This is a genomic window from Labrys sp. (in: a-proteobacteria), from assembly GCF_047605565.1.
Taxonomy (GTDB): Bacteria; Pseudomonadota; Alphaproteobacteria; order Rhizobiales; family Labraceae; genus Labrys; species Labrys neptuniae.
In genome coordinates, this window is record NZ_JASGFM010000016.1 from 49,084 (window position 1) to 69,150 (window position 20,067).

The following is a 20,067-nucleotide window of genomic DNA, read 5'->3' on the forward strand; positions in this document are numbered from 1 at the left end:
TCGTTGATCGATGGATCAGCCCCAAGCAGCCGGCCACGGATGGAACCCATGTCCAGACTTCCCGCTTTCTCGCGCCGCAAGGCCCTCAAACTGGCCGGAGCGGCCGGTGCCCTCGCCTCTCTCTCCGCCGTCGGCGGCCGCATCTTCTCGCCAGCGATCGCAGCGCCGGCGCCGAAGATCCGCCTGGCCTGGACGGAGGTGGCGGCCTGCCACTCGCCGCTCGGTTTCGGCGTGGCCAAGGGCATCTACGCCAAGCACAATCTCGACGTCGAACTGTTCTACCAGGGCGCCAGCGGCCAGACGCTGATCCAGGCACTCGCCACCGGCAAGGCGGATGCCGGCGCCGGCCTGATCGGCGATTGGCTGAAGCCCCTGGAGCAGGGCTTCGACGTCAAGCTCTTCGTCGGCTCCCATGGCGGCTGCCAGCGCCTGCTGGCGCGCAAGGATTCCGGCATCAAGACGCTGGCCGACGCCAAGGGCAAGACCATCGCCACCTATGGCATCGGTGCCCCGCCCCAGGTCGCCTTCCAGGTCAGCTTCGCCAAGGCCGGTCTCGATCCTGAAACCGACGTGACCTGGAAGGCCGTGCCCTTCGAGCTCGTCGGCGAGACGCTCAACCGGGGCGATGTCGAGCTTGCCGCCCATCTCGATCCCTGGGCCTGGGCCATCGAAAAGCAGTTCGATTTCGTCAAGATCGCCGACACCCAGACCGGCTATTACGAGAACCACACCTGCTGCGTCCTCGGTGCCAACGGCCCCTTCCTGGAGGCCAACAAGGATGGCCTGCGGCGCCTGGCCGAGGCCAATATCGAGATCCACGAATATACCGCCAACCATCCCGACGAAGTGGCGCAGTGGTATTTCGACACGCTCAAGCCGGCCGGTCTGACGGCGGCCCAGCTCACCGAAATCCTGGGAACGCTAGTCTATCACAACCACCCGATCGGCCAGCCCCTGGTCGACCAGATCCGCCTGGCGGCCGAGGACCTCAAACTGGTCAAGGTGCTCGATTCCACCACCGATCCCAAGGAGTTCGCCGAGCGGGTCACCATCAACCTGCTCGCCTGAGGCCTTGCGATGAGCGATACCCTGCGCGCCCCCAATCCCGGACTCCTCAAGGCGGCGCCCCCGTCACAGGCATCCCTGCGTAGCCTATGGGGCGGCGTGTGGAAGCATGGGCTCCTGGCCTCGGTGACCCTGGCCGCCACGGCGGCCATCACGATCGGCTTGCCGGACGTGGTGCCGTGGGGCAGTGCCGGTCTGTTCGCCGCCATCACCGGCACGGCAGGGCTGATCTTCCTGGTGGTGGCCTTCACCGTCCATCGCCTCGGCGGGTTGGGACGCACGCTCCTGCATTATGGCCCCTGGTTCGCCGCCATCAGCGTCTGGCTGGCCTTGTGGGAGCTATCGACGGCCAAGACCGGCTGGCTGCCCAAGCCTTTCTTCTCGCCGCCGCACGGCCTGCTCCATGTCTATGTCACCGAGAGCCAGCGCCTTCTCATCTGCATCGCCTATTCCTTGCGCCTGTGGTCCGTCGGCTTCTTCTGCGGCATCGCGGTGGGTTATGGGCTCGGCGTGGCGCTCGGCTGGTCGAAGCGGTTCAGCTATTGGGGCATGCCGGTGCTGAAGCTGATCGGCCCGGTTCCGGCCACGGCCTGGATCCCCTGCACTTTCTATTTCTTCCCCAACACCTTCGATGCCAGCGTCTTCATCGTGGCGCTGGCCTCCGGCATTCCCGTCGCCATCCTGACGGCCTCCGGCGTCGCCTCGGTGAACCGCGCCTATTACGACGTCAGTCGCATCTTCGGCGCCGGCAGCTGGTACCTGATCCGCAACATCGCCATTCCCGCCTCCCTGCCGCATGTCTTCGTCGGCCTGTTCATGGGCCTCTATTATTCCTTCGCAGTGCTGGTGGTGGCCGAGATGCTCGGCGCGAAATACGGGCTCGGCTGGTACATCCAGTTCCAGACCGCCTATTCGGGCTATGCCAATGTCTACGCGACGCTGCTGATCATGTCGGTGATCTGCGCGGGCATCGTGAAGCTGCTCTTCGTCATACGCGATCACCTCCTCACCTGGCAGAAGGGCTTTATCTGATGGCTGCCTCGAGCCACAGCATCGGCATCGACGTCCACGGCGTCAGCCATCATTTCGACCTCTCGGGTGCGGAGTTGCCGGTGCTGGATAGCGTCGACCTCAAGGTCGAACCGGGTGAATTCGTTGCCCTGCTGGGCCCTTCGGGTTGCGGCAAGTCGACCTTGCTGCGCCTCATCGCCGGATTGGAGCCGCCCGCTGCCGGCGCCATCCTGGCCGACGGCCAGGCGGTCACGGCCCCCGATCCCGCCCGTATCCTGGTGTTCCAGGACCCGACCTTGTTTCCCTGGCTGACGGTCCGCAAGAACGTCGCGGCGGGGCTGGAGGCGCGCGGCGTGCTCGCCCGCCAGCGCCATCGCATCGGCCAGGCCCTGTCGCTGGTCGGGCTCGAGCGCTTCGCCGACGCTTATCCCCACCAGCTTTCGGGCGGCATGGCGCAGCGCGCCTCGCTGGCGCGGGCGCTGGTGCACGATCCCTCCCTGCTGCTGCTCGACGAGCCGCTGGGCAAGCTCGATTCCCTGACGCGCCTCGCTTTGCAGGACGAATTGGTGTCGCTCTGGCAACGTACGGGCTTCACGGCGTTGCTGGTAACCCACGACGTCGAAGAGGCGCTGCTGCTTGCTTCCCGCGTGATCGTGTTTTCCGACAGGCCCGCACGGATCAAGGCGGAGTTTGCCGTCGACAAGCCCTATCCGCGCCATCGCGACGATACGGAATTGGTCCATCTGCGTCGGGAGATCCTGCAGGCGCTCGGATTGCAGCTTTCATGAGTGCCCTGCCCGCCTTCACCCGCCTTCTGCAGATCTTCGGGGCTGGTATCGTCGCGCTGTCCCTCGCCTGGTGGTGGATTACCTATCAGGATGTGATCGGCTACAATTACCTCTCGCTCCCGGATGCCGGGCTCTGCCTTGTCAGCAACAGCGATATTTGCCAGCTTGCGAGATCGCTGTGCCGCAGCACCCATCCCCTGGCCATCATCGCCTATTGGTCGGCGAGCCTGTGGATCGGTGTCGCCGCCCTGTGCGCCAGCCTCGCGACGGGGACGGCAGGAGACGCCTGAACCAAGACTGCCGGCGCGCGTTCCGGAGTCGGATCAACAAGATGCGGGGCTTCGCTCAACTTCAGAATCTGAATCATCGGCCGCCGGCACAGCCCTTCCAGCTTCCGGCGTCGCTCAAAGGACACCAAGAGGATCACAAGATGCCATTCTCGCTTCCCCTCCGCTCCCTCATCGGCAAGAGGGTGCACCGGCTGACAGCCGCAGCGGCCGCCGCCGCCATGATGGCGACCGCTGGCATGGCCCAGGCCGCCGACGTCACCGTCGCCTCCAAGATCGATACCGAAGGCAATCTGCTCGGAAACCTGATCGTACAGGTCCTGGAAGCCAATGGCCTCAAGGTCAACAACCGCGTGGGCCTGGGCACCACACCAATCGTGCGCAAGGCCCTGGTAGCCGGCGACATCGATCTCTATCCCGAATATACCGGCAATGCCGGCTTCTTCTTCAATAAGGCCGATGACGGCCTGTGGAAGGACGCCGCCAAAGGCTATGCCGAGGCCAAGAAGCTCGATTACGACGCCAACAAGCTGGTGTGGCTCGATCCCGCGCCCGCCAACAACACCTGGGCCATCGCCATCCGCAAGGACGTGGCCGATACCAACAAGCTGAAGTCGCTCGACGATTTCGGCAAGTTCGTCACCGGCGGCGGCAAGGTGAAGCTGATCGCCTCGGCCGAGTTCGTCAACAGCGCCGGCGCCCTGCCCGCCTTCCAGACCACCTATAGCTTCAAGCTCTCCTCCGACCAGCTCGTGGTGCTTTCGGGCGGCGACACCGCAGCCACCATCAAGGCAGCCGCCGAGCAGACGGACGGCGTCAACACAGCCATGGTCTACGGCACGGATGGCGGCATCGCAGCCGGCAATCTCGTGGTGCTCGACGACGACAAGTCGGTGCAGCCCGTCTACGCCCCGGCACCGGTCATTCGGGAATCCGTGCTCAAGGCCCATCCTCAGATCGCCGACTGGCTGAAGCCGGTCTTCGCCAGCCTCGACCTCACCACGCTGCAGGAGCTCAACGGCCGCATCCAGGTCGATGGCGAGGCGGCCAAGGATGTCGCGGCCGATTATCTGAAGAAGAAGGGCCTGGTGAAGTGAGTTCAAGCGCCGGGGATGTTCACGCCGACAAGAGCGCTTTCCCGGCGCCCCCCGCCGTCACGGGCACGGGTGCCCTGACCTCGGGCTTCGACAAGCTCGGCGTCGTGATGGCGCTGATCGCCGCCGCGGCGCTGGCGCTGCCCTTTGCCAATTTCCGGCCGAGTCGCATCGGCCAGGCCCAGGGCATCGGCTTCATCCAGGCACTTCCTGCGGGTCTTGCCTGGGTCAGCCTCGCACTGCTCGTCGTGGGGCTGATCGCGCTCCTCCGCCGGGCCGATCCGCGCCTGCGGCTGGTGGTGGCCGCCAGTGCTTTACTAATCCTTGCCGTGCTGATCGGCCTGGTACCCGGGGTCCTGATTCCCCCCGGCAATATCAGGCCACGGGTGGGGCCCGCCGCCGGCTTCTGGCTTCTCGCCTTCTCCTTTGCCATCCTGCTCACGGACGCGCTGGTCAAGCTGTCGCTGCGGCCAGCCCAGCGGGTGCTCGCGCTCGTGCTGACGCTTGCGGTCTTTCTTGCCTTCCTGTTCTCCGGCCACTGGAACGGGCTGTCGATCATGAAGGAATATGCCACCAACGGTTCGGGCTTTGCCGCGAATGCCGCGGTGCATGTCACCCTCGCCTTGGCCTCGCTTTTCGGCGCCCTGGTCGTCGGCCTGCCGCTCGGCATCGTCTGCCAGCGCCATCGGGGGCTGCGCGGCGTGGTGCTGCCGGCCCTCAACATGATCCAGACGATCCCGTCCCTGGCGCTGTTCGGCCTGATGATCGCCCCTCTGACCTACCTGGCCAAGACCTATCCCCTCATCGAAGCCGTCGGCGTGCATGGCACCGGCTCGTCGCCGGCTCTGATCGCCCTTTTCCTCTATGCCCTGCTGCCGGTGGTCTCCAACACGGCGATCGGCCTCGACTCCGTCTCTCCCAACGTCGTCGACGCCGCCCGCGGCATGGGCATGACCCAGTGGCAGCGCCTGTTCCAGGTCGAGCTGCCCCTCGCCTTCCCCGTCATCCTGACAGGCGTGCGCATCGTGCTGGTGCAGAATATCGGCCTCGCGACCATCGCAGCCTGGATCGGCGGCGGCGGATTCGGCGTCTATGTGCAGAACGGCATGGGCGCCACCGCCATCGATCTCGTCCTGCTCGGCGCCATTCCCACCATCGCCCTCGCCTTTTCGGCAGCCATCATCCTCGATGCACTCGTCGACATACTCAAAGGACGGCACGCATGATCGAAGTCAGGCAAGTCAGCCGTCGTTTCGGCTCCCAGCTGGCCGTCGACAACGTCTCGCTTACCATCGAGCGCGGCACGATCACCGTGCTGGTCGGCACCTCCGGCAGCGGCAAGTCCACATTGCTGCGCATCATCAACCGGCTGATCGAGCCGACCTCAGGCACCGTTTTGATCAACGGCCAGGACACTTCCACCCTGTCGGGCGAGGAACTGCGGCGCGGCATCGGCTACGCCATTCAGGGCCACGGCCTATTCCCGCACTGGACGGTGGCACGCAATATCGGCACCGTGCCGAGCCTGCTCGGCTGGGACCAGGCTCGAACAGCCAGGCGGGTCGACGAACTGCTCCGCCTGTTCGATCTCGACCCGGCCCTCTACGCCGAGAAGCTGCCGCACCAATTGTCCGGCGGCCAGCAGCAGCGTGTCGGCGTCGCCCGCGCGCTGGCGGCCGAACCCGCCGTGCTGCTGATGGACGAACCTTTCGGCGCGCTCGATCCGATCATCCGCGCCAAGGCGCAGGACGATTTGCTTGCCTTGCAGCGCCGCCTCGGCATCACCGTGGTCCTGGTCACCCACGACATGGAAGAGGCCATGCTGCTGGGCAACCGCATCGCCGTAATGGATAACGGCAAGCTCCTGCAATATGCCACGCCGACCGAGATCCTCACCAACCCGGCGCCCGGTTTCGTCGAGCGCCTGATCGGTGGCCCCGACCGTTCGCTGCGCCTGCTCTCTTTGCTCAAAGTCGCCGATTCCGTGCAACCCGGCACTGCCGAGGGCAAGCCCGTGCAGGAAAACGCGACACTGCGCGACGCCCTCTCCGAATTGCTGTGGGCTCGGGCCCAGGCCCTGCCCGTCACGGCGGCCGACGGCACCCCGCGTGGGCGCATCACCCTGCCTGCCATCCTCGACCTGGCCGGAGCCGATGCGCATCGCGCCGAGGATACGCCGGCATGAAGTGGCTCGGCTACGGCGCTCGCGCGCTCGCTCTCGTCCTGCTGCTGCTCCTGCTGTTCGACACGGATCTGTTCGTGCCGATCCTGGCACCGCTCAACGACAATGGGGCGCCGCCGGTCTATCGCCAGGGCAGCCTGCTGTTCCTCTCTTTGAGCCATCTCGGCCTGGTCGCCGTCTCCACCCTCATCGGCGGGACATTGGCCTTGCTCGCCGGCATCTTCGTGACCCGACCGGCCGGCGCCGAATTCCTGCCTTTGTCGCGAACCATCGTGAATATCGGCCAGACCTTTCCGCCGATCGCCGTGCTCGCCATCGCGGTGCCCTCGCTCGGCTTCGGGGCGGAGCCGACCCTGCTCGCCCTCACCCTCTACGGGCTGCTGCCGATCTTCGAAAACACCATGGCCGGCCTCAGGAGCGTTCCCCCTACCGCACTCGATGCGGCCCGCGGCATGGGCATGACCGGCTGGCAGCGCCTGATCAAGGTCGAGCTGCCGCTCGCCCTCCCCGTGATCCTCACCGGCATAAGGCTCTCCTTCGTGGTCAATCTCGGTACGGCCACCATCGGCTCCACCGTGGGCGCCAAAAGCCTCGGCGAGGTGATCATGGCCGGCATCACCACCACCAACACCGCCTATATCCTGCAAGGCGGTGTCCTCGTCGCGCTCCTGGCCGTGCTCATCTACGATGCGCTCGGCAGCCTCGAGCGCTCTCTCGCCAAGCGTACCGGCACGGCCGGCATACGCTGATCGGAGGGGCCATCATGAATGCCTCGCATCGAAGCAAGCTCTCGCGCCGGACCGGAAGACCGGGCGCCGTATCCGACCTGATCTGGGAGAGGCTGGTGGACGAGGCGCAGGACGCCATTGCCGCCGAGCCGCAGCTTGCCACGCAATTCTATGCCAGCGTGCTCGATCATGCCTCCTTCGAGGACGCCCTGATCCAGCGCCTGGTCCAGCGTATCGAGCATCCGGACATGCCGGCCTCGGTGCTGCGCCATGCCTTCCGCACAGCAATCGCGGCCGATCCCGGCATCTGCCTGGCTATCCGTGCCGACATCCAGGCCGTGCTCGAGCGCGACCCGGCCTGCAAGCGCTATCTGGAGCCCCTGCTCTACTTCAAGGGCTTCCACGCCTTGCAACTGCATCGCCTCGCTCATTGGCTCTGGCAGGAGGACCAGCGCAATTTCGCACTCTATCTGCAAAGCCGCGTCTCGGAGGTGCTGCAGGTCGATATCCACCCCGCCGTTCCGATCGGGCGTGGCATCTTCTTCGACCACGCCACCGGCATCGTCATCGGCGAGACGGCGGTGATCGAGGACGACGTCTCGATCCTGCAATCGGTGACGCTGGGCGGCAGCGGCATCCGCTCGGGCCAGCGCCACCCCAGGATCCGCAAGGGCGTCCTCATCGGCTCAGGCGCCAAGCTGATCGGCAATATCGAGATCGGCGAAGGTGCCCGCATCGGCGCCGGCTCGGTGGTGACGGCGCCGGTGCCCCCGCACAAGACCGTGGCGGGCGTGCCGGCCCGGATCATCGGGGACACGCCGGGTGCCGATCCGGGGCGGACGATGGACCAGATCTTCTTCGATGTCGGCCTCTGAGGCAGGGCACAACACCCAATTTCACGCTGTTTATTAGTTTATAAAACCAGTAGACAATGTGTAATAAATCATTCTACGATCACATTCTGCTGAATGGATGAAACAGCTGACAGGAATTGGGGCGGTCACCGCCGATCTTGCCATCGCGGTACAATCGCCCGATCATGCCTCGAAGCAACGACATCCTTCCGAAAACCATCGGCCTCTGCGCATGCCGCCAGGCTGGTAAAACAAGAGAGCAACGGGGCGCCTTGCCGTGGATATCGACCGGCAGGGAATGAAAGGGACTTTCATGCTGAACTCAGTCAAACGCGGCTTCACGCGTAGCGCCGGCATCGCCATCGCGGCGCTCGCAGCCGGCTTCATCGCAGCGGCACCGGCCCAGGCAGGCCCCACGCTCGACAAGATCAAGGAGCGTGGCGTCATCAAGGTCGGCGTCGGCAGCCAGGCCGGGTTCTTTGCGCCTGACGCCAATGGCCGCTGGCAGGGCTTCTTCGTCGATTTCGGCCGGGCTCTCGCCATCACCGTGTTCAACGATCCCGACAAGGTCGAGTTCACCAATTCCTCGCCCCAGCAGCGTCTGCCCGCCCTGCAGGCCGGCCAGTTCGATATCCTGCTCTCGGCGGTGACCCAGACAATCACCCGCGCCTTCAAGCTCAATTTCCACTTCGGCCCGGTGGTGTTCTATGACGGCCAGGGCATCCTGGTGAAGAAGTCGCTGGGCGTGACCAAGGCGGCCGAACTCGACGGCGCCACCATCGGCGTGCAGAGCGGGACCACGGGTGAACAGAACATCGCCGATTTCTTCAAGAAGACCGGCAAGACCTACAAATCCGTGGTGATCGAGGATACGGCGACCTTCACCCAGGCCTTGACCTCCGGCCGTGTCGACGCGCTGACGCAGGACGGCACCGATCTCGGCCTGCGCCGTGCCGCGCTGCCCAATCCGGACGAATATGTGCTGCTGCCCGAGCGCCTGTCCAAGGAACCCCTGGCGCCGGCGGTGCTGGGCGGTGACGATCGCTGGCTGGAGATCGTGAACTGGACGGTCTATGCCACCATCCAGGCCGAGGAATTCGGCATCACCAGCCAGAATGTCGACACTTTCCTGACCAGCGACGACCCGGCCATCAAGCGCTTCCTCGGCGTCGATCCCTCGCTCGGCCAGGCCATCGGGCTCGATCCGAAATTCGCCTACAACATCATCAAGAAGGTCGGCAACTACGGTGAGATCTTCGAGCGCAATCTCGGCAAGAGCACCAAGATCGGCTTCGAGCGTGGCCTCAACAATTTGTGGACCCAGGGCGGCCTGATCTATTCGCCGCCCTTCCGATAATAAAGGGGGGTGGGTCTTCAGACCCGCCTCTCCTTGCCGGCAAGCGAGCCGGTTCCAGGCGGGTCCCGCTCCATCATTTGATGGAGCTGAGAAGACCCGCCCCCATGGGATCTCTTCATGGCCGATACGATCAGCATAGTCTCCCCCGACACGCCCGGCCCCGTCGGCAAGATCCGTCTCTGGTGGGGCGCCCATCCCTATGGCCAGCTCCTGCTGATCGCCGCACTGGCGCTGGTCCTCGGCCTCCTTTGCCACAACATCCTGGCCAGCATGCATCGCCTGGGCATGGCGCCAGGGCTCGACTATCTCTGGCAGCCGGCCAATTTCGACATCACCGAAAGCCTGCTCGTCTACCAGGCCGGCGACAGCTATGCGCGTGCCATCGCGGTCGGCCTGCTCAACACGCTCAAGCTCGCCGTGCTCGGCTGCCTGTTCGCCACCATTCTCGGCACGACTCTCGGCATCGCCCGCCTTTCCGGCAATCTGCTTCTCTCCCGCCTCGTGCAGGCCTATGTCGAGCTGATCCGCAACACGCCCCTGCCCCTGCAACTGTTCTTCTGGATCGCCCTGACCCAGGCCCTGCCACCCACCAGGCAAGCCCTGCAGCCCTTCAGCTCAACCTTCCTGTCGGTGCGCGGCATCTTCCTGCCCTGGGTCGAGATCGGCAATGGCCAAAGCCTGTGGCTGCTGGCCGCCGTGCTGGTACTGCTCGCTTTCGCTGCCAGGGCCTTCATCCGTCGCCTGCAGCATCCCCTGTCGGCTCTCGGCTTCCTCGGCCTGCTTGCACTCTTTCCGGCCATCGCACTCGCCTGGATCTTCGTCGCCGGTATCACCTTCACGCCGGATCTGCCCGTGCTGCAGGGCTTCAACATCCGCGGCGGCATTACTTTGACGCCGGAATTCGCCGCCATGCTCGTCGGACTGACGATCTACTATTCCGCCAGCATCTCCGAAAGCGTGCGCAGCGGCATCGAATCCGTCAATGTCGGCCAATGGGAAGCCGGCCGGGCGATCGGCCTGCCGCGCGGACGCATCATGCGCCTCATCGTGATGCCGCAGGCGATGCGGGTGATCACGCCCCTGATGACTTCGAGCTATCTCGACCTCACCAAGGACACCACGCTCGGCATCCTCATCGGTTTCACCGAGGTGACTGCCATCATCAAGACCAGCGCCAACAACACCGGCAACGCCGTCGAGACCATCATCGTGCTCGTCGCCGTCTTCCTGGCCGTGAGCATGCCGACCTCCTATCTGATCAATCTCTATAATCGCAGCCTGGCCAAGCGCGGGATCATCGCCAAATGAGTTCGATGTCCCTCCCCGATGCAGCACGGATCCGCTCGAGCCGGCGTTGGCAGACCCTCAAGGCGGGCCTGTTCTCCTCGCCTCTCAACACGACGATCACACTCGTCGTCCTGGCCCTGATCGCTTGGGTCGGCTCGCATCTGGTCGACTGGGCCTTCATCCGAGCGACGTGGTCCGGCACCGCGCAGGATTGCCAGGCCAATGGCGGTGCCTGCTGGGCCTTCGTCGGCGTCAATCTCAAGCTGATGCTGTTCTGGACCTACCCGTCCGACCTCCTCTGGCGCCCGATCCTCGGCCTGGTGCTGATGTTCGGCCTGGCCGGCCTCAGCACCATCCCGCGTTTCTGGGGACGCGGTCTGATCCTGGCCTGGATCGCGGTGCCCCTCCTCACCTGCCTGCTGCTGCGCGGATATTTCTCCGGTATCACCGTCTCCACCAATGATTGGGGCGGCCTGCCATTGACCATGCTGATCTGGACGATCGCCTATGCCTCGTCCTTCCTGATCGCCATTCCCCTCGCCCTCGGGCGCCGCTCGAGCATGGGCGGCGTGCGGCTGGTCAGCACCGGCTTCATCGAAATCGTGCGCGGCATGCCGATGCTGGTGGTGCTCTATGTTTCCAGCCTGATCGTGCCGATGGCGCTGCCCTATTTCGACGTGAACCTGTTCTTCAGCGTCGAGGTCGCCCTCACCCTCTTCATCGCCTGCTATCTGGCCGAGGTAATCCGGGCCGGCATGCAGGCCCTGCCGGCCGGGCAGAGCGAGGCGGCACGGGCGCTGGGCCTGAGCTACTGGCAAACCACCGGCCTCGTCATCCTGCCGCAGGCCCTGCGCGCCATCATCCCGCCTTTGGTCAATCTGGGCATCGGCGTCCTCCTCAGCACCCCGCTGATCGGATTCATCGGCATGATCGACTTCCTGACCGCCGTCAGGAACACGGCCGCCACCAATGAGCAGATCTGGCCGCACTGCTATCCGGAAGCCTATGCCTTCGCGGCCCTCGTCTATTTCCTGATCTGCTTTCCGGCCTCGCGCTACAGCCTGTGGCTCGAACGGCGCCTGAAGGCATCGACCAGCCATCAGGCGAAGGAGAAGTGAGCTGCGATGGCTGTCGTTGGTGTGCCGGTCTTCAGACCGGCATCTTTGGACCACAATTGCCGGTCTGAAGACCGGCACACCAATCACACAGCGATCTATTCTTGACAAAATAATACGGTCGTACATATTGGCGCAATGGCACGCGCATCGAACCGTGAAAAGCTCCTCGTCGCCGGGCTCGGCCTGATCCACGAGCATGGCTACAACGCTACCAGTGTGCGTGACGTCGTGCGTGCGGCCGGCGTGCCGCAGGGCTGCTTCACCAACCATTTCACCTCCAAGGAAGCCTTCGGCCTCGAGGTGCTGGGTCTCTATCGCGCCGAAAAGCGGGAGGATGCCCACAAGACGCTGCTGGACGACAACCAGCCACCGCTGCAGCGCATCCGCGCCTATATCGACGCCAGGACAGAGCGCTTCAAGCAGAACGGCATGCGCTGCGGCTGCATGTTCGGCAATTTCGCGGCCGAATCCAGCAGCGAGAGCGAGGCGATCCGCCTTGAACTGCTCGACATCTTCGCCGAGAGCCGGCGTGCCATGCGCTACTGTCTGGAGGCCGCCGTGAGGGTTGGCGACCTGCCGCAGGCGTTCGACTGCGACGATGCCGCCGCCCTTATCCTCTCCTCGCTCCAGGGAGCCTTCCTGACGGCCAAGACGGAGCGCGGCGCGGCACCGGTCGAACGCTTCAAGAAATTTCTGTTCGCTTCCATCCTGCGTTGATGCCCCGGCTTCACGCATCGTATTTCGCACAAAATAATACGTTCGTACGTATTTTATCCTTTTCAGAACGAGGCTCTGCAATGCCAGACTCGGCACTCTCTCCCTCCGATATCGTTCGACAGGCCGGCCCGGCGCCCGACCCGCGCCGTTGGTCGGCCCTGGCCATCCTGCTGACAGGCGCCTTCCTGGCCCCCCTCGACTTCTTCATCGTCAACGTCGCCATGCCGGCCATCACCACCGGCCTCCACAGCACGGCCGCCGACGTGCAGATGGTGATCTCCGGCTATGCCGTGGTCTATGCCGTCTTTCTGATCACCGGCGGAAGGCTTGGCGACATCTTCGGCCGCAAGGCGATCTTCATGACCGGCCTCGCCGGGTTCGCCGCGGCCTCCGCCCTGTGCGGCCTCGCCTGGTCCCCCACCGTCCTGATCGCCGCGCGGATGCTGCAAGGCCTCGCCGCGGCCGCCATGGCGCCCCAGGCCCTGGCCTCTGTCCATGCGCTCTTTCCGGCCCATGAACGCGGGCGGGCCCTCAGCATCTACGGCATCGTGCTCGGCGTGTCCTCCATCATCGGCCAGTTGCTCGGCGGCGCGCTCGTTGGCGCCGATCTCGACGGCTTCGGCTGGCGGCTGATCTTCCTGATCAACCTGCCCATCGCCCTTGTCGCTTTCCTCGCGGCGATCCCGCTGCTGCGCGAGACGCGCGGCGAGACCAGACCTCGTCTCGACCTCGGCGGCGTGGTGCTTTCGAGCCTGGCACTCAGCAGCCTGGTGGTGCCGCTGGTCGAGGGCCGCGAGCGCGGCTGGCCCTGGTGGTCGATCGTCATGCTGGCGACGACCCCCGTCTTCGTGGAACTCTTCCGCCGTTACGAGCAGCGCCTCGCCAGGGCTGGCGGCGATCCCCTTATCGATCTCGGCATCTTCCGCCTGCCGGGCCTGGTCCGCGGCATCAGCGCCATCCTCGCGCTCTATGCCATGGCGACCTTCTTCCTGACCTATTCGCTCTATTTGCAAGGCTCCCTGGGCTATACCGCGTGGGAAGCCGGGCTTGCCATCCTGCCCTTCTCGGCCGGGTTCCTGGCCGGATCCACTTTCAGCCCCACGATCAGTCGTCTGGTCGGTGGCTCCGCCCCCGCTTTCGGCTTCGCCAGCTCGGCCTTCGGCACAGCCGCAACGGCCCTGCTCGTGCTGGGCTTTCCGGCCGGAACCATGCCGCCGCTCCTGCTGATGGCGCCGGCCATCGGCTTCATCGGGCTGGGCATGGGAACATCGATGCCGACCATGATGCGGGCGATTGTCGAGCGGGTCGGGCCGCATCACGCCGGCCTTGTCGGCGGCATCGTCAACTCGACGCTGCAGGTGAGCGCCGCCATCAGCGTGGCGGTGCTGGGCGGGCTGTTCTATACCCTGGTGGGCACGAGAACCGACGCCGCCAGCATCGGCCATGCCTTCGCCTGGACCTTGCTGGCCATCGCGGCCTGCCACTCCGTCGGCGCCTATCTTGCGGCAGGCCTCGGCCGACGCGAGGCCGTGGGCGCGCAGGCGGTTCCCTCCGCCGCGGATTGAAGAAAGGACAGGTCATGACGAACAAAGTGATGAAGACTCCAGGTCCCGACCATCCCATCAGCGTCGAGCCCAGCGGGGAGCGTATCGTCGTCAGCCTCGGCGGCCGGGTAATCGCCGACAGCCGGCAGGCGTTGCGCTTGCAGGAAGCCACCTATCCCGCCGTCTTCTATATTCCGCGCGATGATGTCGACATGGGCGCACTCGTGCGCAGCGAGCATGCCACCTACTGCCCCTACAAGGGCGACTGCTCCTATTTCAGCCTTCCGGCCGGCGGCGACCGCTCGGTCAATGCCGTCTGGAGCTACGAAACCCCCTATCCTGCGGTATCGGCCATCAAGGATCATCTCGCCTTCTATCCGGACCGGGTCGACGCCATCGAGCGGCTGCCGATCGGGTGAGGACAAGGCAGCCGGCCGCGCCCCTCACGCTTTGCCGTGCCAGGGCACCAGCAGCTTCTCGGCCAGCCGGACGATCCACTCGAAGCCGATCGCCACCAGGGCGATCACGAAGATGCCGAGGACGACTATATCGGTCTGCAGGAAGTCCGAGGCCGTCTTGATCATGATGCCGAGCCCTTGGGAGGCGGCAACCAATTCCGCCGCAATCAGCGTCGACCAGCCGACGCCAAGCCCGATGCGTATTCCCGTCAGGATCGACGGCAAGGCATTGGGCAGGATGACATGCCAGAGCACCTGCCAGCGCCGGGCGCCGAGCGCACGGCCCGCGTCAATCCGGTCGGGCGGCACGGTGGCGACGCCGGCGGCGGTGGTGATGGCCACCGGCGCGAAGATGGCTATCAGGATGATCAGGACCTTGGTGGTTTCACCGATGCCGCACCAGATCACCATCAGCGGCAGATAGGCGAGCGGCGGCACCGGGCGCAGGAATTCGATGATCGGATCGAGAATGCCGCGGGCGATCGGGCTGAGGCCGATGGCGATGCCGGCCGGCACGGCCGTCACCAGCGCGATCAGCAGAGCAGCGAGGATGCGCGCCAGGCTGGCGTCGAAATGCTGCAGCAAGGTCGCATCGGCATAGCCCTCCGTTGCGACCGTGAAGAGTTGCTCCACCACCGCCCGGGGCGACGGCAGATAGAAGGCCGGCAGCCATTCGAAATAGGTGGCGAGCGACCAGGTGAGCAGCAGCCCGAGAATGGTGAGGATGCGCACCGGCGTCGCCCCGAGTGGCGAAGCGGATTTGCGCGAGCCAATCTTGCCGTTCTGCTCCTCGACATCGTCCAGACTGACGGAATTGGCGAGATCGCTCATGCATCCGCTCCCTTCAGGACGGCGGCGAGCACCTGCTCGCGCAGGGCGATGAAGGCCGGGTCCGACTTGATCGACCGGCTGCTCTCTCCGGCCAGGACCCGGCGTGAGAAATCGGTATGGAATTCGCACGTGATGCGTCCCGGGCGTGGGGAGAGCACCACGATGCGGGTGGCCAGGAAGATCGCCTCCTCGACACTATGCGTGATCAGGAAGACGCTGCGTCGCGTGCGGTCCCACAGATGGATCAGCAATTCCTGCATTTTCTCGCGTGTCAGCGCATCGAGCGCGCCGAGCGGCTCATCCATCAGCAAGATATCCGGTTCGTTGGCGAGAGCCCGGGCCATGCCGACGCGCTGGCGCATGCCGCCCGACAACTCCCAGATCCGATGATCGGCGAATTCACCAAGCCCGACCAACTCGATGATGCGTCCGCAGCGCTGCCTGCGTTCGGCCCTGTCGAGCCCGGCCAGCCTGGGACCAAACTCGATATTGCCGCGCACCGAAAGCCAGGGAAACAGGGCATCGTCCTGGAAGACGACGCCGCGTTCACCGCCAGGCCCCTTCACCGGCTTGTCGCCGAGCGTGATCGCGCCCGAACTCGGCGGCAGAAACCCGGCGAACAGCTTGAGCAAGGTGGTCTTGCCGCAGCCGGAGGCCCCGACCGCCACGACGAACTCGCCGGATTCGATGGTGAGGGAAACATTGCTGAGGGCGGTGACGGAGCGCCCTCCTCTTCCGGAATAGACGACGTTGACGTCACGGGCGGACAGAGCGGACACGGGAACCTCTTTCAGCCCCTGGAACGTCATTGCGAGCATAGCCAAGCAATCCACGCCCTTGCGCGAAGCAGGACTGCATTGCTTGGCTATGCTCGCAATGACGATGCGGGGCACCGTTTTCAATTCATTGAATAAGGCCCGCCCCGGGAGGGAGGAGATCCCGGGGCGGGCGAGCCTGCGAAAATCTATTGGGAAGAGAGTTTCGTCAGGGCCTGTGCGGCGAAAGCCTTGTTCACATAGGCGGAATAGTCCGGCAGCACCGCCGGGATCTTTTTCTGCTCGGCCAGGAAGCCCGCCGTGTCGGCGATCGCCTTGACCGTAGCGCCGCCCAGCAGATCGGGCGAGGATTGCTCGGCCAGGAGCGGCCAGACATTGGCCTTCAGCAGGCCCGGCACATCTTCGGGCTTGGAGCCGGTGAGCCTGGCAATCGCCTTGGCCTGGTCCGAGGCGGCGCTCCAGGCATCGGGATTGTCGCGATAGGTCTTGTAGGCCTCGCCGGTGACCTTGACGAAGGAGGTCACCACGTCGGGATGGGCCTTGGCGAAATCCTTCGAAGCGATCCAGGCGTCGAAGGTGGGCGCACCCCATTTGGCGACGTCGGCCGACGATACCAGCACCTTGCCCTTTTCCTTGAGCTTGCCCAGGGCCGGATCCCAGACATAGCCGCCGTCGATATCACCGCGCTCGAAGGCGGCGGCCAGTTCCGGAGGACGCAGATTGAGGATCTGCACGGATTTCGGTGCGATGTCCCAATGCTTGAGCGCCGCCAGCAGGCTGTAATGCGAGGTGGAGACGAAAGGCACGCCGATCTTCTTGCCGGCGAGGTCCTTGGGATCCTTGATGGTGTCGCGCACCACCAGTTCCTCGGAATCGCCCAGGAGGGCGGCGACGAAAATCGTCTCGATCGGCAATTGGCGGCTGGCGGCCGCGGCGAGCGGGCTCGAGCCGACATAGCCGATCTGCACGTCGCCCGAGGCGATGGCCGCGATCACGTCGGCGCCGGAGTCGAATTTGCGCCAGGCGATCTGCCAGCCGGTCGCCTTTTCATAGGCACCTGCGGCCTGCGCGGCCTTGGCCGGATCGACGCCGGTCTGGAAGCCGATGGTGACCTTGTTATCGGCGGCATGGGCCGTACCGCCAAAAGCGGTGCCGAGCGCCAGGCCAGCGGCCAGGAACAGGCGGCGGTTGAGGAACGTCATATGAGATCCTTGAAGACACGATCCGTCATGCGCTGCGCAGAAGCACCATGAGATGCCCGGCAACGTCGATGCGGTGATGAAGGTTATGGGTGATGCAACGCCGGTCCGGCGTCCGAATGCAAAGGACTCAGCAGCGACAACAACTGGTCATGGCGATCCCCTCCACAGGTTCCGCTTGCGGGGAAATCAGGGCTGCCCGCTCGTCGTGGTGGAAGGGTGCGTCAGCAACATGAACGTGTCAATTATTTTCTATAGAATTAGTATAAAATTAAAATTCAAAAAAGACGGATCCAATGGACCCGCCTTGAAAGGTGTGTGCCCCCGGGGGGCAAGGCGCACTCAAACCGAGCGCATCTCGTGGTGCCTATCAGGCCGGCAACCTGTCGATCGGCTCAGCCGACGATCTCGTTGCCCGAGAAGAACTGGCCGATCTCGATCTTGGCATTGTCGAGCGAGTCCGAGCCATGCACCGAGTTCTCGCCGACGGAGAGCGCGAAGAGCTTGCGGACGGTGCCTTCGGCGGCATTGGCCGGGTTGGTGGCGCCCATCACTTCGCGATGCTTGGCAACGGCATTCTCGCCTTCCAGCACCTGCACGACGACGGGAGCCGAGATCATGAACTCGACGAGTTCACCGAAGAAGGGACGCTCCTTGTGCACGCCGTAGAAGGTCTCCGCCTGCTCGCGGGTCATGCGGACGCGCTTCTGGGCGACGATACGCAGGCCAGCCTTCTCGAACACGGCATTGATGGCGCCGGTGAGGTTGCGGTTGGTCGCGTCGGGCTTGATGATCGAAAAGGTGCGCTCGAGAGCCATGGTCGTCCTGGTTTCTTTGGGTTGAGGTGAGCGGCTTATAGCCATGCCCCTGCCAGGCTTCAACCCCCACCGCGAAGCGCATTCGCGGAGAACGCTTGTTTACTCCGGTTCCCGGCAGTGGCCGCGCCGTCGCCCTTCCTGCCGGCGCCGTCAAATCGGTGGGCGCCATGGCAGCACCAACCTCTGATGCTCTCACACAAAAAAGCGGCGACCGGATGAACCGATCGCCGCTTGAAACCCCCCTATCCGGGCGTGCCTCAGGCCTGCTCGGGCTCCAGCAGCACCTTCCAGATCAGACCGCCCACGATGGCGCCGACCAGAGGCGCAACCCAGAACAGCCAGAGCTGGTTCACCGCACCGGTCTGCGCGAAGAAGGCGACAGCCGTCGAACGGGCCGGATTGACCGAGGTGTTGGTGACCGGGATCGAGATCAGATGGATCAGCGTCAGGCCAAGGCCGATGGCAATCGGCGCAAAGCCGGCCGGCGCCACCTTCGAGGTCGAGCCCAGGATGATGACGAGGAAGGCTGCCGTCAGTACGATCTCGGCGATCAGGCAGGCGATCATGTTGTATTTGCCGGGCGAGAGGTCGCCATAGCCGTTGGACGCAAAGCCGCCGACCTCGAAGCCGGGCTTGCCGGTGGCGATGGCATAGAGCACCGCCGCGCCGACGAGGCCGCCCACGACCTGTGCGATCCAGTAGGGAATGAGCTCAGCCCAGCTGAACCGGCCACCGACGGCCAAGCCCAGCGAGACGGCTGGATTGAAGTGGCCGCCGGAGATACCGCCGACCGCGAAAGCCATGGTCAGGACGGTCAGGCCGAAGGCCAGGGCGACGCCCGCGAAACCGATGCCCAGTTCCGGGAAAGCCGCCGAAAGCACGGCGGCACCGCAACCGCCGAAAACCAACCAGAACGTTCCGAAGAACTCTGCCGCGAGTTTTTTAATCATGTCTCATCCATTTGGGCTTGTCTAACGAGAGGTTGCTTGGTTCACGCCGTGAATGACTCATCTTCATGGACCAATTTTTTCTGTCGCCCGGCATATAAAACTGACGTTGGGGAATGCGCTAATATTCTACCTCCCCACTCGCCACAGACAGATGAAGTATCATGATTCTGGCGCAACACCATGAATCAAATGCTGGATTCGTGAGTGCAATCCCAGCAATTGGTTAAAAATTGCGGTGGCGGACTGCCAGATTCAGCAAGACCAAGTCCCTACCTCACGAAGCGGAAGGTCGGGAAAGTTCTCCTTGCGGACTACTAAAAAGCGAAGGCCCCCTCTCCCATGCCCTGTGGCTTCCGCGCCGCGTCCTCACGCCGGCGGCAGAAAGGCCGGATTGAAAACGACCTCCCAAAGATGCTCGTCCGGATCCTGGAAATAGCCTGCATATCCGCCCCAGAAGGTCTTCTGGGCTGGCTTGACCAGGCGTGCTCCTGCTGCGATCGCCCGCTGCATCACGGTATCGACCTCGGCCTCGCTGCCGACATTGTGACCGAGGGTGAATTCGGTCGGACTGCGCGCCGACTGCGCGATCCCGGCATCGTGGGCGATGTTGGCGCGCGGAAATAAGGCGAGCTTCAGGCCGTTCTGCAGATCGAAGAAAGCCACCGAGCCATGCTTGAATTCGCGACCGATGATGCCTTCGGTCGGCAGGCCGAGGCCGTCACGATAGAAATGCAAGGCGGCTTCCAGATCGTCCACGCCGATGCTCAGGACGCTTACATACGGTTTCATGATGAAAACTCCTCCTCCGTACATGGCTTGCGGGGAATCCGCGATATTCGCTTATGCCAACCGTCTGAAACGCCCGACTCGATCGTCATTGCGAGCAGAGCGAAGCAATCCAGGGTCGGAAAACGGCGCACTCATGGCTCCTGGATTGCTTCGCTGCGCTCGCAATGACGGAGAAGAATAAGCCGCAAATCAAATTCCGACCGTCATACTGTGC

At 64.4% G+C, this 20,067-nt stretch carries 21 protein-coding genes; 15 read left to right on the plus strand and 6 right to left on the minus strand.

Translation table 11 applies throughout. The features are described from left to right. Nucleotides 1-48 precede the first annotated feature (48 nt). The 15 genes from QM672_RS15890 to QM672_RS15960 all read left to right on the plus strand — a co-directional run bounded on the left by QM672_RS15890 (nt 49) and on the right by QM672_RS15960 (nt 14,451). Entirely contained in the window at nt 49-1,068 is a 1,020-nt protein-coding gene (locus QM672_RS15890; protein ID WP_415083693.1) for an ABC transporter substrate-binding protein, read from the plus strand. A 9-nt stretch (nt 1,069-1,077) separates the two neighbouring features. Further along, nucleotides 1,078-2,097 (plus strand): ABC transporter permease, encoded by a 1,020-nt coding sequence (locus QM672_RS15895; RefSeq protein WP_415083695.1) that lies wholly within the window; start codon nt 1,078-1,080, stop codon nt 2,095-2,097. Beyond that, nucleotides 2,097-2,864, plus strand: a complete 768-nt coding sequence (locus tag QM672_RS15900) for an ABC transporter ATP-binding protein (protein ID WP_311933126.1) — start codon at nt 2,097-2,099, stop codon at nt 2,862-2,864. Before QM672_RS15895 ends, QM672_RS15900 begins: the two co-directional genes overlap by 1 nt. Continuing rightward, nucleotides 2,861-3,154 (plus strand): hypothetical protein, encoded by a 294-nt coding sequence (locus tag QM672_RS15905; RefSeq protein WP_311933127.1) that lies wholly within the window; start codon nt 2,861-2,863, stop codon nt 3,152-3,154. Before QM672_RS15900 ends, QM672_RS15905 begins: the two co-directional genes overlap by 4 nt. 218 nt (nt 3,155-3,372) lie before the next feature. Continuing rightward, on the plus strand, nt 3,373-4,248 hold the full coding sequence (locus QM672_RS15910) for an ABC transporter substrate-binding protein (protein WP_367625752.1): 876 nt from the start codon (nt 3,373-3,375) through the stop codon (nt 4,246-4,248). Nucleotides 4,249-4,355: 107 nt separating this feature from the next. After that, nucleotides 4,356-5,471: an ABC transporter permease gene (locus tag QM672_RS15915; protein ID WP_415083787.1), complete on the plus strand. Its 1,116-nt coding sequence runs from the start codon at nt 4,356-4,358 to the stop codon at nt 5,469-5,471. Next, a complete protein-coding gene (locus QM672_RS15920) occupies nt 5,468-6,430 on the plus strand; it encodes an ABC transporter ATP-binding protein (RefSeq protein WP_311933130.1) in 963 nt (320 codons plus the stop codon). The genes QM672_RS15915 and QM672_RS15920 overlap by 4 nt, the downstream gene beginning before the upstream one ends. Continuing rightward, a complete protein-coding gene (locus QM672_RS15925) occupies nt 6,427-7,176 on the plus strand; it encodes an ABC transporter permease (RefSeq protein WP_367625661.1) in 750 nt (249 codons plus the stop codon). Before QM672_RS15920 ends, QM672_RS15925 begins: the two co-directional genes overlap by 4 nt. A 14-nt stretch (nt 7,177-7,190) precedes the next feature. Next, entirely contained in the window at nt 7,191-8,030 is an 840-nt protein-coding gene (cysE, locus tag QM672_RS15930; protein ID WP_415083699.1) for a serine O-acetyltransferase, read from the plus strand. Between the two features lie 292 nt (nt 8,031-8,322). After that, complete coding sequence (locus QM672_RS15935; RefSeq protein WP_068287298.1) at nt 8,323-9,366, plus strand: amino acid ABC transporter substrate-binding protein; 1,044 nt, start codon at nt 8,323-8,325, stop codon at nt 9,364-9,366. A gap of 117 nt (nt 9,367-9,483) precedes the next feature. Continuing rightward, the gene (locus QM672_RS15940; protein ID WP_311933138.1) at nt 9,484-10,674 is read left to right on the plus strand and encodes an amino acid ABC transporter permease; all 1,191 of its coding nucleotides are present in this window, start codon (nt 9,484-9,486) and stop codon (nt 10,672-10,674) included. Next, the gene (locus tag QM672_RS15945) at nt 10,671-11,771 is read left to right on the plus strand and encodes an amino acid ABC transporter permease (RefSeq protein WP_394309846.1); all 1,101 of its coding nucleotides are present in this window, start codon (nt 10,671-10,673) and stop codon (nt 11,769-11,771) included. Before QM672_RS15940 ends, QM672_RS15945 begins: the two co-directional genes overlap by 4 nt. Before the next feature lie 135 nt (nt 11,772-11,906). After that, entirely contained in the window at nt 11,907-12,488 is a 582-nt protein-coding gene (locus QM672_RS15950; RefSeq protein WP_311933144.1) for a TetR/AcrR family transcriptional regulator, read from the plus strand. Between the two features lie 80 nt (nt 12,489-12,568). Further along, entirely contained in the window at nt 12,569-14,053 is a 1,485-nt protein-coding gene (locus tag QM672_RS15955; RefSeq protein ID WP_367625657.1) for an MFS transporter, read from the plus strand. A 14-nt stretch (nt 14,054-14,067) separates the two neighbouring features. Next, the gene (locus tag QM672_RS15960) at nt 14,068-14,451 is read left to right on the plus strand and encodes a DUF427 domain-containing protein (protein WP_415083703.1); all 384 of its coding nucleotides are present in this window, start codon (nt 14,068-14,070) and stop codon (nt 14,449-14,451) included. 24 nt (nt 14,452-14,475) lie between these two features. On the opposite strand, the gene QM672_RS15965 is transcribed toward QM672_RS15960, so the two are convergent. The 6 genes from QM672_RS15965 to QM672_RS15990 all read right to left on the minus strand — a co-directional run bounded on the left by QM672_RS15965 (nt 14,476) and on the right by QM672_RS15990 (nt 19,853). After that, a complete protein-coding gene (locus QM672_RS15965; RefSeq protein WP_415083705.1) occupies nt 14,476-15,321 on the minus strand; it encodes an ABC transporter permease subunit in 846 nt (281 codons plus the stop codon). Beyond that, nucleotides 15,318-16,130 (minus strand): taurine ABC transporter ATP-binding protein, encoded by an 813-nt coding sequence (locus tag QM672_RS15970; RefSeq protein ID WP_415083789.1) that lies wholly within the window; start codon nt 16,128-16,130, stop codon nt 15,318-15,320. Before QM672_RS15970 ends, QM672_RS15965 begins: the two co-directional genes overlap by 4 nt. Nucleotides 16,131-16,285: 155 nt before the next feature. Beyond that, complete coding sequence (gene tauA / locus QM672_RS15975) at nt 16,286-17,299, minus strand: taurine ABC transporter substrate-binding protein (protein WP_415083707.1); 1,014 nt, start codon at nt 17,297-17,299, stop codon at nt 16,286-16,288. A gap of 392 nt (nt 17,300-17,691) precedes the next feature. Then, entirely contained in the window at nt 17,692-18,114 is a 423-nt protein-coding gene (gene ndk / locus QM672_RS15980; RefSeq protein ID WP_149254567.1) for a nucleoside-diphosphate kinase, read from the minus strand. Nucleotides 18,115-18,371: 257 nt separating this feature from the next. Further along, on the minus strand, nt 18,372-19,064 hold the full coding sequence (aqpZ, locus tag QM672_RS15985; protein ID WP_415083709.1) for an aquaporin Z: 693 nt from the start codon (nt 19,062-19,064) through the stop codon (nt 18,372-18,374). Between the two features lie 366 nt (nt 19,065-19,430). Further along, complete coding sequence (locus QM672_RS15990) at nt 19,431-19,853, minus strand: VOC family protein (RefSeq protein WP_311933151.1); 423 nt, start codon at nt 19,851-19,853, stop codon at nt 19,431-19,433. Between the last annotated feature and the right edge of the window lie 214 nt (nt 19,854-20,067).

What these genes read in the sequence shown, in the direction of transcription:
- QM672_RS15890 (WP_415083693.1), top strand. Translation starts at nt 49, where the DNA reads ATGTCCAGACTTCCCGCTTTCTCGCGCCGCAAGGCCCTCAAACTGGCC.
- QM672_RS15895 (WP_415083695.1), top strand. Translation starts at nt 1,078, where the DNA reads ATGAGCGATACCCTGCGCGCCCCCAATCCCGGACTCCTCAAGGCGGCG.
- QM672_RS15900 (WP_311933126.1), top strand. Translation starts at nt 2,097, where the DNA reads ATGGCTGCCTCGAGCCACAGCATCGGCATCGACGTCCACGGCGTCAGC.
- QM672_RS15905 (WP_311933127.1), top strand. Translation starts at nt 2,861, where the DNA reads ATGAGTGCCCTGCCCGCCTTCACCCGCCTTCTGCAGATCTTCGGGGCT.
- QM672_RS15910 (WP_367625752.1), top strand. Translation starts at nt 3,373, where the DNA reads ATGATGGCGACCGCTGGCATGGCCCAGGCCGCCGACGTCACCGTCGCC.
- QM672_RS15915 (WP_415083787.1), top strand. Translation starts at nt 4,356, where the DNA reads ATGGCGCTGATCGCCGCCGCGGCGCTGGCGCTGCCCTTTGCCAATTTC.
- QM672_RS15920 (WP_311933130.1), top strand. Translation starts at nt 5,468, where the DNA reads ATGATCGAAGTCAGGCAAGTCAGCCGTCGTTTCGGCTCCCAGCTGGCC.
- QM672_RS15925 (WP_367625661.1), top strand. Translation starts at nt 6,427, where the DNA reads ATGAAGTGGCTCGGCTACGGCGCTCGCGCGCTCGCTCTCGTCCTGCTG.
- cysE (WP_415083699.1), top strand. Translation starts at nt 7,191, where the DNA reads ATGAATGCCTCGCATCGAAGCAAGCTCTCGCGCCGGACCGGAAGACCG.
- QM672_RS15935 (WP_068287298.1), top strand. Translation starts at nt 8,323, where the DNA reads ATGCTGAACTCAGTCAAACGCGGCTTCACGCGTAGCGCCGGCATCGCC.
- QM672_RS15940 (WP_311933138.1), top strand. Translation starts at nt 9,484, where the DNA reads ATGGCCGATACGATCAGCATAGTCTCCCCCGACACGCCCGGCCCCGTC.
- QM672_RS15945 (WP_394309846.1), top strand. Translation starts at nt 10,671, where the DNA reads ATGAGTTCGATGTCCCTCCCCGATGCAGCACGGATCCGCTCGAGCCGG.
- QM672_RS15950 (WP_311933144.1), top strand. Translation starts at nt 11,907, where the DNA reads ATGGCACGCGCATCGAACCGTGAAAAGCTCCTCGTCGCCGGGCTCGGC.
- QM672_RS15955 (WP_367625657.1), top strand. Translation starts at nt 12,569, where the DNA reads ATGCCAGACTCGGCACTCTCTCCCTCCGATATCGTTCGACAGGCCGGC.
- QM672_RS15960 (WP_415083703.1), top strand. Translation starts at nt 14,068, where the DNA reads ATGACGAACAAAGTGATGAAGACTCCAGGTCCCGACCATCCCATCAGC.
- QM672_RS15965 (WP_415083705.1), bottom strand. Translation starts at nt 15,321, where the DNA reads ATGAGCGATCTCGCCAATTCCGTCAGTCTGGACGATGTCGAGGAGCAG.
- QM672_RS15970 (WP_415083789.1), bottom strand. Translation starts at nt 16,130, where the DNA reads ATGACGTTCCAGGGGCTGAAAGAGGTTCCCGTGTCCGCTCTGTCCGCC.
- tauA (WP_415083707.1), bottom strand. Translation starts at nt 17,299, where the DNA reads ATGACGTTCCTCAACCGCCGCCTGTTCCTGGCCGCTGGCCTGGCGCTC.
- ndk (WP_149254567.1), bottom strand. Translation starts at nt 18,114, where the DNA reads ATGGCTCTCGAGCGCACCTTTTCGATCATCAAGCCCGACGCGACCAAC.
- aqpZ (WP_415083709.1), bottom strand. Translation starts at nt 19,064, where the DNA reads ATGATTAAAAAACTCGCGGCAGAGTTCTTCGGAACGTTCTGGTTGGTT.
- QM672_RS15990 (WP_311933151.1), bottom strand. Translation starts at nt 19,853, where the DNA reads ATGAAACCGTATGTAAGCGTCCTGAGCATCGGCGTGGACGATCTGGAA.